This is a genomic window from Paramicrobacterium fandaimingii (assembly GCF_011751745.2).
Taxonomy (GTDB): domain Bacteria; phylum Actinomycetota; class Actinomycetes; order Actinomycetales; family Microbacteriaceae; genus Paramicrobacterium; species Paramicrobacterium fandaimingii.
In genome coordinates this window covers 2,518,126-2,532,864 of sequence record NZ_CP061170.1, presented here as the reverse complement: position 1 = coordinate 2,532,864, position 14,739 = coordinate 2,518,126, and the positions used below count along the sequence as shown (strand labels likewise).

The following is a 14,739-nucleotide window of genomic DNA, read 5'->3' as shown; positions in this document are numbered from 1 at the left end:
TGGCGGCGGCGAGAACGCTCACGATCGGGCGTGAGGTCGCGTGTGCGAAGCGCTCGCCGTGCTCGACAGGTCAGTCTGAGTAGGTCAGAGGAGGCTTCCACTTGAGACCGCAGGCGACAGCAACGGCCTCGTCGATGTTGTCGATCGAAAACTCGAAGCCGGAGTCAAGCAGCGCAGTCGGCGCCACGGGCTGATCGGCGAGCAGCATGTCGTTGGCTGCCGTGCCCAGCGCGAGGCGCATCAGCGGCGCCGGAACGCGCAGCCAGTTCGGTCGGTGAAGCTGGCGTGCGACAGCATCCGCGACCTCTGACTGAGTATCGAGCACCGGAGCGGCGATATTGACGGGGCCGGAGACGTCAGCCGAGAGCACATGCTCGATCGCCCGCGCCTCATCGAAGAGCGAGACCCAGGGCCACCGCTGCGCGCCGGAGTCGAACGTGGGGCTGAGCCCGAATTTGGCGGCGCGGGCCAACGGGGTGAGCGCGCCCATGGGGCCGATCACGACGCCCGTGCGCAGGTGCACGATGCGGGTTCGGTCGGCGGCGGGCGCCGTCGCGGACTCCCACTTCTCGACAGTGTCGGCAAGAAATCCGGAGCCCTTCGGCGAGCTCTCGTCAAACGGGTCAAGGCGCGGCCCGCGGCCGTAATACCCCACGGCCGAGGCGTTCGCCCACACCCGCGGAGGGTTCGTCGCCGTGGCGATCGCGTTCGCCATCACGCGGGTGGTGTCAACGCGACTCGAGACGATGGTGCGGCGGTAGAGGGGCGTCCACGGCAGTCGTGTGAGGCTCGCGCCCGACAGCGAGACGACGGCATCTGCCCACTCGATCTGGTCACGGGGCACGGTGCCCGCAGCGGGGTCCCACCTGACCTCACGATCGTGTGTAGGCGAACGCCGCACGAGAAGTCTCACGTCGTGCCCCATGTCGCGCAGTCGCATGTGCAGCGCGGTGCCGATCATGCCGCTGGCCCCCGAGAGCAGAATGCGCATAGCCATACGTCATGGTAGGCACGCCGCAGTGTGAGGCAGGTGAACGTGGCGAAGCTCGCCCCGCTGTGCGCCTTCTGTTAAACGTCGCGGGGCGATTCAGGCAAGCTTCTCAGCGTCTACGGTGTTCTCTTTCGTGGCGAATGATCGTTCGCCATGTGCCGCGAGTTCGGCTAGTGCCGCGCTGGCGTCTCCTGACTCGACAAGTTCAAGCAGATGACGGTGTCGCGCAACGTGCTGGTCCAGATCTTCGAAGTATCGTTCCCTCGCCAGCAGATTCCGTGACATGCACAGCAAAAGTTGCTGCTGCACAGAGGCATAGATGTTCTCTAGCCGCGTGTGGTCGGCAATCTTGATGAGTGCAAAATGAAATTCGTAGCCTGCTTGCACAAGGGCGCCGCGATCCTGTTGACGCGCACAGCGTTCCATTTCCCCAAGTGCTTGTTTTGCAGGTTCGACCAATGCCGGTCTTTTGACGGGGATGCCTAATTCAAACGCCATCCGTTCAAGTGTTGATCGCAAAGTCAGAATTTCGTAAACATCATCGTCATCGAGAGTCGACACGAACGTGCCTCGCCGCGGAACCGTGTGAACAAGACCCTCGTTTTGAAGGAGCCGGAGAGCCTCCCGCAGGGGAGGGCGGCTGATCATGAGTTCGTCTGTAAGCCGTTCCTCGAGTAATCGCTCGCCGGGGTCAAGCTCACCGGCGAGAATCTTTTTTCGCAGCGCTTCGGCCGCGAGAAACACGAGACTTGGTGCCTGTAGGCCTCCGTCTGGCGTTCCGGCTGAGTTGGCGAATGTCGGCATTGTCACCCTCTCTTTGTTGACAGTTTGACTGACGTCTCCCGGGAAAAGAAGAAAGTTCGTAAGTCAAACTATTGCAGATTGTTTGTTGTTTCTTGTAGACAATAGCCGATAACTCGAATAGAGTCTGACAAATCCCGGCAAGAACTCAGCGAAGAGGAGGGGCAATGGTCCTAACCACCGATTCAACAATTGGTGTTGTCGGTCTAGGAAACCTTGGTCGCCCATTGGCACTAAACCTGATCGACAAGGGGTGGCGACTTGCCGCCAATGACAGTCGCCTCGACCGAGTAAATGAGCTCAAGGCCACGGGCACCGTCATCGGGTCCGACATGGATAGCGCCGATGTGCTTTGCTTTGTCGTTCCAGATGAGAGGGCGATCTGGGCCGTTCTGAATACCGGGCTTCTCGAAGCGATGAACGGTCGAGCAATCGTGGTTCACAGCACCATACTCCCGGAACGAGCACGGGAGCTGGCAGACGCAGTGGAGACCGCTGGTGGAAGATTTGCGGCTGCTCCAGTCAGCGGTGGACCTGAGCGGGCTCGAATTGGCGACCTGAGTCTGATCGCCGGAGCGGACGCAGCGACATCGGCATTTCTCGCTCCCCTTTTTGACGCAATGAGTCGCGAGGTCTTTTCGGTCGCGAGCCCAGCTGCCGCATGTGCTGTGAAGCTGGCTAACCAACTCGTGATGTTCTCAGCGTTGGCAAGCCTTCATGAGGCAATGTCGCTGACACAGTCGTACGGGGTTGACGACACGGACCTCCTTCAGTTCGTTGAATCGGCGACGGGAGACACCTGGGTCGGAAGGCACTGGGGGTTCTTCGATGACGTGGCTCATGACTATGACCGGGCCGGCACACCAGAGCAACTTCGTCCATGGTCTAAAGACTTGTGGGAAGTGCTCGGCGCGGCTCGAGAAGCCCAAGTAAGCGCACCCGTCGCGGGGATTCTGTCGCAGACCTTGCCGGCAATCGTGGATGCCCACGCGCGACGCGTTGAGCGTGGTCTTTCCAATGCAGGCGAGGGGGGACACGCATGAGCATACGGACAAACGTGGCAGCTCCAGACACTGTTCAACGAGTGCTCGGCTCTCAGGCGCGCAAGCGTGACTGGCGCAAACGTGAGACCGCGGTTGCGTTCGCTTTTCTTGCTCCGTGGCTTATTGGGCTCGTCGGCTTGACGCTTGGGCCGATGCTGTACTCGCTGTATCTCTCATTCACCGACTACAACTTGCTTTCCGACCCGAAATGGGTCGGGCTCCAGAACTTCGTCACAATGTTCACGAGCGACGACAGATTCTGGGTGTCAACTCGTGTGACAATCACATACGTTGTCTTTGGCGTGCCGTTGATACTCATTGTCTCCCTGATGATCGCAGCGCTCCTGAATTCGAAGATCGCCTTTCTCTCTGGATACCGTGCGCTGTTCTACCTCCCGTCTTTGATGGGGGCGAGCGTCGCAATCGCTGCACTGTGGCGCCAGGTCTTCGGAAGCGAAGGACTCGTCAACCAGATACTCAAGGTGTTTGGCATCGAGGCCGGAAGCTGGGTTGGAAATCCAGACACCGCGCTTGGAACGCTCATCGTCCTCGCGCTTTGGGCCTTCGGGTCAACGATGATTATCTTCCTTGCTGGCTTACGGCAAATCCCGGCAGAACTCTATGAGGCTGCATCCGTCGATGGGGCGGGCCCCGTCAGGCGATTTTTGAACATCACGCTGCCTATGCTCACACCGATCATCTTCTTCAATGCCCTCATGGTGACGATTAACGCCTTTCAAGCGTTCACCCCGGCATATGTGATCAGCGGCGGAACAGGCGGCCCTGTGGACTCCACGTTGTTCTACACGCTCTATCTCTATCAACAGGGCTTTGCCCAGCTGAATATGGGGTACGCATCCGCGATGGCATGGATCCTCGTGGTCATCTTGGCAATCTTTAGCGGGCTCTTCTTTTGGAGCTCTCGCTATTGGGTTTACTACGGAGACAAATGACATGACATCTGTGAATACACCGACGCTTCCGCGTCTCTATCCGCGCACCCCTGTGAAGAACCCGCTCGTACGAGTCATCATTCGTCATGCACTGCTGATCTGCGTGCTCTTCATCCTGCTGTACCCGCTGCTGTGGCTCGTCGCGGCGTCGCTGAGACCAAATAACGAGGTCTTCAACGGACTTGGCTTGTTCTCTGAGAACTACACGCTTCAGAACTATGTAAACGGGTGGGGTGCAGGATCGGCATCGTTCACACGCTACTTCGGAAACTCGCTCATCGTCACAGTTGTCTCCATACTCGGGAATTTGTTTTCGTGCTCGCTCACGGCATACGCATTTGCTCGGCTGAACTTTCCCTTCAAGAAGGCACTCTTCGCGATCCTCATCGGCACAATGCTCCTCCCGATGCACGTCACACTTGTGCCGCAGTACATCCTTTTCAACAAGCTGGGCTGGATTAATACATACTTCCCCCTGACCATTCCCCATTGGCTTGGTGTCGACGCTTTCTTTATCTTTCTCATGGTGCAATTCATCAGGAATCTTCCCCGCGAGCTTGATGAGTCAGCCCGACTTGACGGCTGTGGCCACTTTGGAATCTTCGCGCGAATAATCATGCCGTTGTCGCTACCGGCCATCGGCACGACAGCGATGTTCACGTTCATCTGGACATGGAACGACTTTCTCGGTCCGCTCCTCTACTTGAATCGTTCTGACATGCAGACCGTGCCGCTCGCGCTCAACTCATTTCTTGATTCAACGGGCCAGAGTTCGTACGGGGAATTGTTTGCAATGTCGGTTCTCTCCCTGGCTCCCATCGTGGGGTTCTTCATCGTGTCTCAGCGACTGCTCATCGAGGGCATCGCGACCACCGGAATGAAATAACAGAAAGGTAATCACAATGACGTGGAAACGAAGGACTGTCGGCATTGCGGCGGCAGCTGGACTCGCATTGTCCCTCGCAGCCTGCAGTGGAGGTGCAGAAGGTGCGGGTGGCTCCGGCCCTCACGACGGAACCGGCGAAGTGAGCGGCCAGATTGCTGTCGCGTGGTGGGGCGGCGAAGCCCGCTCGGCGAAGACTAACGCTGTCATCAAAATGTTCACGGAACAGAGTGACGGGGTCAAAGTCGACGGCCAGGCTACTGCCGATTTCAGTAAGTACTTCGACAAGCTCAATGTTCAGGCCGCCAGCCAGAGCCTCCCGTGTGCAGTGCAGCTGCAAGGTCGTCAGGTCAATGACTACACGAAAAACGATCTGCTGATGCCACTCGATCCGATGATCGAATCCGGAGCGATTGACGTGAGTGATATTCCTGAGACGGTTCTCGATAACGGGCGAGGAACGGACGGAAACCTCTATTTTCTTCCCTATGGTGCGGCATACGATGCCGTGGGCGTCAACACCACGTTGGCCGACGATGCCGGTGTCGGGCTACCCGAGGAGGGTTACACCTGGGACGACTACATCTCTTACCTGACTGAGGCGCAGGAGAGTCTTCCGGAAGGCGTCCGGGCGATGGATAGCAATGGTGGTCGGCCGAACTTCTTCATTGGCTGGACTCTTGCCAACGGCAAGTCGCTCTTCAACGACGAGGGCAAACTCGGTTTCTCGGAAGATGACCTCATCGAGTACTGGAATATGTGGGAAGGGGTGCGCAAAGCAGGAGTGACAATGCCGGCCGAGCGCACCGCCGAGGAGCCGACGGGGCCAGACCAGGGTTTCTTTGCCACGGGTGAGGTCATGTCCGACACGATTCCCGGCAACGCACTGACGCCAGCGTCGGCAACGCTCGAGGGCAAGGGCGACGGCCAGCAGATGACGACGATTCCGTATCCACGGGGCTCCGAAGGTTCGGGCAACGCTCTGTACCCATCAGGGTTCGCGATTCCGAAGTCGTGTGAGAACGTGCCCACAGCGGCTGCTTTCATCGACTTTTTCACAAACGATCTGGAAGCGGGCAAGGCATTTGCCGCTGACAACGGTGCGCCGACCAACACAAAGGTGCTCGAGGCGCTGATCGCTGATGACAGCCTCACGCCGACGAAGAAGCATGAGCTCGAACTCTACAAGGAGATCGTGCAGGGCGAACCCCAGTCGATCGTTTTCCCTCCCGGCTATCAGGCGACATTCGAAGCGTCGTTCAAGCGAGCGTACGAGGACGTGTCGTTCGAACGCAGCAGCGTGGAGGACGCCGTCAAGCAGTTCTTCTCGGAAGCAAACTCAAGCTTGGGCATCTGAGCTCAGGCTCACCAGGACCCAAGCCCGACAATTGAGGAGTTATAGGTGAACGCCACTACAGGATCTCAAACTGGGGCATCATCGCGGTCATCAGCGCTCGACGGTATTCGAGTGCTCGACCTCACCCAGGTGATGTCCGGTCCTTTTTGCACAATGATGCTCGCCGATCTTGGTGCAGATGTCATCAAAGTGGAGAATCCGGCGCATGGCGATCAGACGCGGAAGTCCTGGGGGTACTCCGTCATCGGCGACGACTCGCGTGCCTTCCTCTCTCTCAATCGCAACAAGCGCAGCATCCGAATTGATCTGAAGACCGAAACAGGGTTGAAACAGTTCTTCGAACTGGTCAAGACAGCTGACGTGGTCATCGAGAATTTTCGGCCAGGTGTGGCGGCTCGGCTCGGCATCGGATACGACGCTGTCCGGGCCGCCAACCCGCAAATCGTCTATGCGAGCATCTCAGGCTTCGGCCAGAGCGGGCCATACGCCAGCTACCCCGGGTATGACCTGATCGCGCAGGCAATGACGGGCGTCATGAGCGTTATGGGAGAACCCGGTGGCCGCCCGATTAAATCGGCAATCCCCATTGCCGATCTCGGCGCAGGCATGTTCTGCACCATTGGTGTGCTCTCGGCGATTCGCGCCCGGGATCGCGATGGGGAGGGACAGTATCTCGAAACATCGCTGTTTGAGTCTGCGCTGGCGATGAGCGTTTGGGAGTCCACTGAGTTCTGGTCGACGGGTGAGAGCCCGGAGCCGCTGGGCTCGGCGAACCGGATGTCAGCGCCGTACCAAGCGCTCCAGACAGCGGATGGCTACGTCACCGTTGGAGCCAACAATGAAAAGCTCTGGCGCCTGCTCTGTAAGGCGCTTGATGCTCCAGAGCTGATTCGCGACAAGCGATACGCCGATAACAACGCTCGTCTGAATCATCGCGATGAGCTTGCCGCTGATCTTGAAGTGCATTTGAAGCATCGAGACACGGACGAGTGGGTGGAAATTCTTCTGGCGTCCGGTGTGCCAGCGGGTGCCATCAGGGATTACAAGTACGTTCTCACCCACGACGAACACGTGCGGGCTCGCGAGATGGTTGCGCATCTGCAGCATCCTGTCGAGGGGGACGTTGCCGTACTCGGTACCCCGATCAAGCTGCACGGAACACCTGTCGAGATTCGCACAGCAGCGCCACTGCTCGGTCAAGACGACGATGTGATCCTTACGGGGGAGCATGACGATCTCACGGAACCACAATGACTGCGCGCCCGCAGGTGATGCTCAGCCATGAGGACGACCGTGCGCGAATCACTCTGTCCAATCCGGGCCGGCGGAACGCCCTGACTGCGGAAATGTATGACGACCTCGAGGCGCACATCGATGTGCTCGCAACGAACCAGAATCTGCGGGTGCTGGTCATCGCGGGGAGCGAAGCAGACGGGTTCGCCGCCGGCACGGATATTGCGGAGTTCGCCGACTTCGCCTCGTCAGACGACGGGGTTCGGTACGAGCGGCGCGTCGGTCGAGTTCTCAGCAAGTTGGATAACCTGCCGGTGCCGACAATTGCAGCTGTGCACGGGGCTGCGGTCGGCGCTGGGTTGGCGATTGCCGCCATGTGCGACATTATCGTCGCCGACCGTAGCGCGCGGTTCGGGGCGCCGATTGTCCGAACTTTGGGCAACTGCCTTCCAGGCCCCGTTGTCGCACGTCTGCGCGATCGGCTTGGCTCAGCCAGAGCAGTGTCGATGCTCCTGACGGCAACGCTCGTGCCTGCTGATGAACTTGTGGCGAGCGGATTCGTGTTTGCCAGCGTGGACGAGGGCGAGCTCGACGCGCGAGTCGAGGCTGTGGTGCGCGGCATTCGCCGTTCGGCTCCCCGTTCACTTGCGGCGCTGAAGGCACTGGACCGGCGCGCGGGCACCGCAGATTTTCACGACGAAGATCTGCTGCGTTCCTGCTATGGGAGCGACGACTTCAGAGAAGGGGTGCGCGCGTTCCTTGAACATCGTCACCCGCAATGGAAGGGACTGTGAGATGTCTCAAGTGATTGATGCGCATCACCACTACTGGCGCACAGCGGCGCAGGAACAGCCATGGCGAACCGACGCGCATCACGTGCTTAAGCAAGATTTCGGCCCAGACGACCTCGTTACTGAGCTCGACGCGGCCGGTGTTGACGCAACCGTGCTAATTCAATCGGTCGACGAACGAGCAGAGAATAATCGTCTCGCGGACTACGCTCGATTTGAGCGCACCGCAGGCATCGTCTCGTGGCTTCCCGTTTCGCAGGGCACACAAGCGATCGCGGAACTCGAGCGACTGCATATCCCGAAACAGCGCGGTGTCCGCTGCTTGATCGCGCGCGACCCACTTTCCTGGCTGCAGAACGCAGACGTTATTCGACTGTTCAACGAGCTGGCGTCGAGAGGACTTGCCTGGGACGTGGTGCCCGTCACTCCCGAGCAGACCGCTGCAGTCACGATGCTCGCCAGGGCAGTCCCCGAACTGCGGATCGTTGTTGACCATCTCGGTCGGCCACCTGTCGAGTCGGGTGAAGGAGAAGTCTGGGCCGCGAACATTGGGCAGCTGGCGGCGTGCGACAACGTCGCCATGAAGGTATCCGTCGGCATTGACATTCTCAGCGCGTGGCCACGGTGGGACGCGCAGATGCTCAGGCCGTTTGTCGATCATGTTGTGAGCAAGTTCGGAGTCGATCGGTTGATGCTGGCGAGCAACTGGCCCGTTGTGTTGCATCGGCAGTCATATGGGAATGCATGGCGAGATCTGAGAGAGCTTGTTGAGGCGCACAATCTGAGCCAATCAGAGCGTGACGCTCTCAGCGGCGGAACAGCGCAGCGCTGGTACGCACTTGGCACCTCCGTCGAAGACCGGGAGGTGAGACGTGCAGACTCCGGCATGAGATGAACGCGCCACAAGCCACGGAATATCAATATTCGAGTCAATGAAAGTAGGAGAAACGCAAAATGACCGCAACTCAAACGAACGTAAGCGGTGCGCAGTACGAGAAGGCAGATCCCGAGAACCTCGGTAGCCTCTATCAGCATTTGCGAGTGTGCGACGTTGTCGATGCCCTCGACGGCATCGGATACTTCAATATCGGACTCATGGATCGGGAGGTACGTCCACTCTGGCTCGGCATGACGTTTTGGGGAGAAGCAGCGACGATCCGCTGTGTTCCGTCAAACAAGCCCATGTGGAAGCTTGGCACCACAGAGGACATCGTGAAGGCGCATGGGCGGTGGTTTGCCGAGACCTCTCATGCGCGGCTCCCCGATGACCTGAAAGCGGGCCATGTCATCGTGATGGATTCCGGCGGAGGTCCTGAGGTTGGCTTTTGGGGGTCAGAGAATGCGATGGCGGCCGTACTCGGCGGTGCAGTCGGAGTGATCACAGACGGATACTGTCGCGATACCGCGGAGGTTGCTGCGCAACGCAGCCCCGTCGTTGCCAGGCATCGTGGACGCACGATCATTCCAGGGCGCATCCAGGCGATTGAGACTCAGACAACGATTGCATGCGGCGGTGTTCAGGTGAGTCCGGGCGACATCGTCGGTGCAGACGACGATGGCGTTGTCGTGGTCCCTGCTGACGTTGCTCATGAGGTGGCGACGCACGCACGCGCGATTCTTCTGGCTGACATGCGAGCTCGCAGAAAGCACTACGCGAGCCTCGGCAAGACAAGCGACTCGTCCGTTGACGTCGACGCCATTGAGGCGTACTTCTCAGAGGTCTAATCGGTGGGGCCCGTCGCACTGTTGTTCGGCGGGCCCGGCCTCACCAATATGAAGGGTTGCCCTATGGAAACAGTCGATACGAACGCATCATTTCTGCCGAATGACACTCGCGACGCGCACCTGGTCGGACGGGTTTTCGATCCCGACGAAGAAGGACCAAGCGTCGTGACGGTTCGTGGCGAAACCGTCGTTGACCTCACCGCGATCGCCCCGACTGTCTCGGATCTGCTTGAACGCGACGATCTCCTTGCCATATTGCGCGACACACCGGGGAGGAAGAGTTGGGCGCTCGCCGACGTTTCTCGAGGAACGCGCGAAGGCAGTGGAGTGCGCTTTCTTGCCCCGATCGACCTTCACGTCATCAAGGCGGCAGGCGTGACATTTGCCCGCAGCATGGTGGAGCGGGTGATTGAAGAGCAAGCGGCCGGGGACGCGGAAAAAGCGGCGACAATCAGGGCACGCGTCAACGAGAAGATTGGGGCCGCTCTCAGCACAATTGTCCCCGGGAGTGACGAGTCCGCGCGACTGAAAGAGGCGCTGATTGCCGAAGGCCTGTGGTCGCAGTACTTGGAAGTCGGTATCGGGCCGGACCCTGAAATCTTCACGAAGGCACCCGTGCTCTCGGCCGTCGGGCCCGGCGCTCACATCGGTGTCCTTGCGCGCTCGACCTGGAACAACCCTGAGCCGGAGCTTGTCCTCGCAGTCACGGCGAACGGCACCCCCGTAGGTGTGACTCTAGGCAATGACGTGAACCTTCGCGATTTCGAAGGACGCAGTGCACTGCTTCTCGCTGAGGCTAAGGACAATAACGCGTCGTGCGCGATTGGACCGTTCATTCGCGTTTTCGACGAGAACTTCACCATCGAGTCCGCACGCGAGATCGTTGTCGCACTATCTGTGCATGGCGATGATGGCTTCGTGCTCGACGACTCGAGTTCGGTGCGAGAGATGAGTCGTACTTTTGACGATCTCATTTCCCACGCAATCGGACGTCATCATCAATACCCTGACGGCTTCGTGCTGTTCACAGGAACAATGTTCGCCCCGACGAAAGATCGCGACGATACAGGTAAGGGCTTTACCCACAAACGCGGTGACATCGTGCGAATCGCTGCTCCGGAGTTGGGAGCACTGGAGAACCGAGTTGTGCCCTCGGAGGAAGCGCCGACCTGGACTTTCGGAATTCGCGCGTTGTTTGCCAACCTGTTCGAGCGAGGGCTCATGACGACCCACGGTGAAAGAGGGCAGAAGAGCGAGGACAAAAATGACTGACGTGGTCGTAACGGATCAGGCGTTCGGAAACGTCGATCGAGAACGCGCGATGGCACGGCGACTCAACGCGTCGTTTTCGGAGCACCAGTGCACGACCGAGGATGAGACAGTTAATGCGGTCGCTGGCGCACGTGTCGTCTTCGTCAATTTCGCCCCGATAACTGAGCGCGTGCTTTCCTCATTGCACCCGGGCGCAGTCGTTATCCGCTACGGGATCGGTTACGACAATGTCGATGTCGCGGCGGCAAAATTTCTCAACATTGCTGTCTGCAACGTTCCCGACTATGGAGCAGACACTGTCGCCGACCATACGACAGCGGCGCTTCTCGCGCTCCTCAGAAAAATTCCAATGTACGACAGGGCGATTCGTCGAGAGGGCTGGGTGCAGCCCCCTGCGCTGGGAAAAACCCTCGCCTTTTCCCATACGACAGTTGGGCTGATCGGCACGGGACGAATCGGCCGGTCTGTGGCATCTCGTCTCGTGCCGTTCGGTTTCCGCGTCATTGCTTACGATCCGTTCGTCGCGCCCGATGAACTCGCGCGAATCGGTATCGAGTTGATGAGCTTTGATGACGTGTTGCGAGAATCAGACGCTCTTTCACTCCATGCTCCACTGACAGCAGAGAATCATCACCTGATCGGTGAGAAAGAGTTAGGGATGATGAAAGAGGGCGCGGTAATCGTCAACACGTCGCGCGGGCCACTGATTCACACTGATGCTCTAATTCTCGCGATAAAAAGGAGTCATCTGGGTGGGGCTGCACTCGATGTGTTCGAGACGGAACCGGTAGAAATCGATTCTGAGCTTCGAGGTCTCGAATCCGTTGTCTTGACACCGCATGCGGCCTTCTACTCTGATCAATCGTTGGCGAATCTTCAACGTCTTGCAACGGAAGAAGGCGAACGCGCGCTTAACGGACAAGCTCTACGCAGCCCCCTGACGACCTAACCGTTGCCTGTGGGGGTCAGACAATTACGAGGCAGCAGGCTATGGTTCGCTGTAGCGACTCGAGACCATGGTGCGGCGGTAGAGGGGCGTCCACGGCAGTCGTGTGAGTCTCGCGTACGTCATCGTAGGCACGCCGCAGTGTGAGGCAGGTGAACGTGGCGACGCTCGCCCCGCTGCGCCGACCGAGGGCGCTTAGTGGTGGTGTCCCGTGGCCGGCGATGGTGATGATTGGCCCGGCGGGTACTGGGCGTGTGAGATTGCCGGAACGGCAACCAGAGGCAGCGTGGTTGCTCCGACAACGAGGGCCACAATGAACATCCACGGTCGGGCGGTCACCTGCTTTGAGGGAGAGAACCGAACGGATGCTGCCAGGGCCAGCGCCGCGAAAAGCTCGAGGCTCGCCGCCGTGAGCATGGGGCCAAGGGGAAGACCGCTGCCGAGAGCAGATGACGTCAGCGTGAGCAGCGCCCACACGACGATGGGCACGCTCGCGATGATGACGGCTCGCGCACGGATCGGCATGCGGCCAGAGAGCAGCCCAACGGCGAAGGCGAGCTGCGCTGTCGCGACGACGACGAGCACCGCGAGCACGAGGGGGCCCTGCGACGATGAGACGGCGAAGTGCACGAGTCCGCTGCCGAAGATGGCGAGGCCCGCGAGTGCCCTGACGAACGGGTGATCAGACGTGGTTGATGCTGACACGCGGGCGGGTGCGGGGGAGAGTGTGGAGCTCATAGAGAACCTCCGGTGTTGTGGATGCTGGCCGGTGCCGCTGTGGCGCCGGGCGGCGCCACAGCGAACGGTCACGCAGTCGCCGGTGCGGGCGACGTGCTCTTGTCTGTGCCCAGCCCGATTCCGAGAAGCAGAACGGCGCTGCCGAGGTGCAGGAAGTGGTCGGGCATGTTGAGCGCCAGCACGTTGACCGGGCCGCTCACGAAGAACCCGACGATTCCCAGAAGCAGGTACGCAGCGCCGACGACGATGTTGACGGATTTCGCCGCGCGCACGTTTGACACCCCGCCGATCAGCAGCGCCGCGCCGATGAGCACGTGGGCGATGTTGTGCAGCGGGTTCACCATGAACAGCCCGAGCAGCAGGGCACCGTCTTGTGACGCGAAGCCGACCCCGGCGGTGATGGTGAAGCCGATGATCCCCACGAGCAGATACACAGCCCCAAAGATCGTGGCGAGCATTCGGTTCGGTGACGTCTTCATTGTCTGCCTCCTTTGTTGGGCGCGCCTGTGCGCGCTTCTCGGGGTATTCGGAGAACCGCGGCCAATCGGATTGGATGCTGTTCGAATGGAGTGTCGGAGGGGGATGCTTCGGGAGGGGGCCGTGCGCCGGCTCGCGCGTGCGCGCGTAGCGGATGTCACATAGGCGCCGCGGAATACGGCCCGCCGTACAATGGTTCGTTGGGCACTGACTGCAACCCCCGGGAGTTACTACGTGAGCCTTATTGTTCAAAAGTTCGGCGGATCATCCGTTTCGGATGCTGAGAGTGTGAAGCGCGTCGCAAAACGCATCGTCGACACACGTAAAGCAGGCAACGACGTTGTCGTCGCCGTGTCGGCCATGGGCGACACGACTGACGAGCTCATTGACCTTGCCAACGCGGTGACGCCCATGCCTCCACCGCGAGAGATGGACATGCTTCTCTCGTCCGGGGAGCGCATTTCGATGTCGCTTCTCGCTATGGCGATCAAGAGCATGGGCTACGAGGCTCGCTCCTTCACCGGTATGCAGGCGGGCATGATCACCGACGGACAGCATGGCTCGGCTCGCATTGTCGACGTGACTCCTGTGCGCATTCGGGAAGCACTCGACGACGGAGCGATCTCGATCGTCGCGGGTTTTCAGGGCTTCAACCTCGACACGAGCGAGATCACTACGCTCGGCCGCGGTGGGTCAGACACCACGGCGGTGGCGCTCGCCGCAGCGCTCGGCGCCGACATGTGCGAGATCTACACGGATGTCGACGGCATTTACACGATGGATCCCCGTGTTGTGCCGCTTGCCCGCAAGATCGACGTGATCACGGCTGAGGAGATGCTCGAACTCGCAGCATCCGGGGCTAAAGTCCTGTACATCCGAGCCGTCGAATATGCGCGCCGCCACGGTGTGACGCTGCGCGTTCGCTCCAGCTTCAGCAACGACGAGGGCACACTCGTCATCAATCCCAAGGAAGGCGACTCCATGGAACAGCCGATCGTCACCGGAATCGCGACAGACCTCAGTGAGGCGAAGATCACCATCGTGGGAATTCCGGATGTTCCCGGCAAGGCCGCGCAGATCTTCAAGATCGTCGCCAAGACCGACGCCAACGTCGACATGATCGTGCAGAACGTGTCTGCAGCCGCAACGGGCCTCACCGACATTTCGTTCACCCTGCCGAAAGACCAGGCGCAGAACGTTCTGCAGTCGCTGCGCTCCGAGCAGGAAGACGTGGGCTACACGGCCCTGCAGCACGACGACCAGATCGGAAAGCTCGCGCTCGTCGGTGCAGGCATGCGCGCCAACTCGGGTGTCTCGGCGAAGCTCTTCGAGGCGCTGTACGAGAACGACATCAACATCGACATGATCTCGACAAGTGAGATTCGCATCTCGGTCGTCACCCGCGCAGACACACTCGAGAAAGCCGCACGCGTCGTGCACACGGCATTCGGACTCGACGCAGACCACGTTGCCGTCGTCCACGCGGGCACCGGCCGCTGAGCACACAGACCTTTCACGACAACCACCTG

Annotated in this window: 15 protein-coding genes and 1 pseudogene; 11 read left to right on the top strand and 5 right to left on the bottom strand. The window is 59.9% G+C overall.

The annotated features are described in order from the left end of the window. Positions 1–70: 70 nt before the first annotated feature. The 3 genes and pseudogenes from HCR84_RS12200 to HCR84_RS17825 all read right to left on the bottom strand — a co-directional run. Positions 71–997 carry a TIGR01777 family oxidoreductase gene (locus HCR84_RS12200; protein ID WP_166980638.1) on the bottom strand — a complete coding sequence of 309 codons (927 nt, stop codon included), beginning with the start codon at positions 995–997 and terminating at the stop codon, positions 71–73. A gap of 90 nt (positions 998–1,087) precedes the next feature. Then, positions 1,088–1,552 carry an FCD domain-containing protein gene (locus tag HCR84_RS12195; protein ID WP_244972474.1) on the bottom strand — a complete coding sequence of 155 codons (465 nt, stop codon included), beginning with the start codon at positions 1,550–1,552 and terminating at the stop codon, positions 1,088–1,090. A 9-nt stretch (positions 1,553–1,561) separates the two neighbouring features. Beyond that, positions 1,562–1,795 (bottom strand): annotated as a pseudogene (locus HCR84_RS17825) (GntR family transcriptional regulator); the annotation flags it as partial. A 164-nt stretch (positions 1,796–1,959) separates the two neighbouring features. On the opposite strand from HCR84_RS17825, the gene HCR84_RS12190 reads away from it, so the two are divergent. The 10 genes from HCR84_RS12190 to HCR84_RS12145 all read left to right on the top strand — a co-directional run bounded on the left by HCR84_RS12190 (position 1,960) and on the right by HCR84_RS12145 (position 11,998). Continuing rightward, a complete protein-coding gene (locus HCR84_RS12190; protein WP_166980640.1) occupies positions 1,960–2,835 on the top strand; it encodes an NAD(P)-dependent oxidoreductase in 876 nt (291 codons plus the stop codon). Further along, the gene (locus HCR84_RS12185) at positions 2,832–3,788 is read left to right on the top strand and encodes a carbohydrate ABC transporter permease (RefSeq protein WP_166980642.1); all 957 of its coding nucleotides are present in this window, start codon (positions 2,832–2,834) and stop codon (positions 3,786–3,788) included. The genes HCR84_RS12190 and HCR84_RS12185 overlap by 4 nt, the downstream gene beginning before the upstream one ends. Position 3,789: 1 nt before the next feature. After that, positions 3,790–4,674 carry a carbohydrate ABC transporter permease gene (locus HCR84_RS12180; RefSeq protein ID WP_166980644.1) on the top strand — a complete coding sequence of 295 codons (885 nt, stop codon included), beginning with the start codon at positions 3,790–3,792 and terminating at the stop codon, positions 4,672–4,674. Between the two features lie 16 nt (positions 4,675–4,690). After that, positions 4,691–6,028, top strand: a complete 1,338-nt coding sequence (locus tag HCR84_RS12175) for an ABC transporter substrate-binding protein (protein ID WP_166980646.1) — start codon at positions 4,691–4,693, stop codon at positions 6,026–6,028. A gap of 45 nt (positions 6,029–6,073) precedes the next feature. After that, positions 6,074–7,282, top strand: coding sequence for a CaiB/BaiF CoA transferase family protein (locus HCR84_RS12170; RefSeq protein WP_244972473.1), 1,209 nt, complete (start codon positions 6,074–6,076; stop codon positions 7,280–7,282). Further along, complete coding sequence (locus HCR84_RS12165) at positions 7,279–8,055, top strand: enoyl-CoA hydratase (protein ID WP_166980648.1); 777 nt, start codon at positions 7,279–7,281, stop codon at positions 8,053–8,055. Before HCR84_RS12170 ends, HCR84_RS12165 begins: the two co-directional genes overlap by 4 nt. A 1-nt stretch (position 8,056) precedes the next feature. Beyond that, on the top strand, positions 8,057–8,947 hold the full coding sequence (locus HCR84_RS12160; RefSeq protein ID WP_166980650.1) for an amidohydrolase family protein: 891 nt from the start codon (positions 8,057–8,059) through the stop codon (positions 8,945–8,947). Positions 8,948–9,006: 59 nt separating this feature from the next. Further along, a complete protein-coding gene (locus tag HCR84_RS12155) occupies positions 9,007–9,777 on the top strand; it encodes an RraA family protein (RefSeq protein ID WP_166980652.1) in 771 nt (256 codons plus the stop codon). 63 nt (positions 9,778–9,840) lie between these two features. Continuing rightward, positions 9,841–11,049 (top strand): fumarylacetoacetate hydrolase family protein, encoded by a 1,209-nt coding sequence (locus HCR84_RS12150; RefSeq protein ID WP_166980654.1) that lies wholly within the window; start codon positions 9,841–9,843, stop codon positions 11,047–11,049. Then, the gene (locus HCR84_RS12145; protein ID WP_166980656.1) at positions 11,042–11,998 is read left to right on the top strand and encodes a C-terminal binding protein; all 957 of its coding nucleotides are present in this window, start codon (positions 11,042–11,044) and stop codon (positions 11,996–11,998) included. The genes HCR84_RS12150 and HCR84_RS12145 overlap by 8 nt, the downstream gene beginning before the upstream one ends. Before the next feature lie 192 nt (positions 11,999–12,190). Here HCR84_RS12145 and HCR84_RS12140 read toward each other — a convergent pair whose 3' ends face one another. Both HCR84_RS12140 and HCR84_RS12135 read right to left on the bottom strand, forming a co-directional pair. Beyond that, positions 12,191–12,733, bottom strand: coding sequence for a hypothetical protein (locus HCR84_RS12140; protein ID WP_166980658.1), 543 nt, complete (start codon positions 12,731–12,733; stop codon positions 12,191–12,193). Positions 12,734–12,801: 68 nt separating this feature from the next. Continuing rightward, on the bottom strand, positions 12,802–13,212 hold the full coding sequence (locus HCR84_RS12135; protein WP_166980661.1) for a DUF4383 domain-containing protein: 411 nt from the start codon (positions 13,210–13,212) through the stop codon (positions 12,802–12,804). 232 nt (positions 13,213–13,444) lie between these two features. Between HCR84_RS12135 and HCR84_RS12130 the strand changes: the two genes are divergently transcribed. Then, positions 13,445–14,710 carry an aspartate kinase gene (locus tag HCR84_RS12130; RefSeq protein WP_166980663.1) on the top strand — a complete coding sequence of 422 codons (1,266 nt, stop codon included), beginning with the start codon at positions 13,445–13,447 and terminating at the stop codon, positions 14,708–14,710. The last annotated feature ends 29 nt before the right edge of the window (positions 14,711–14,739 follow it).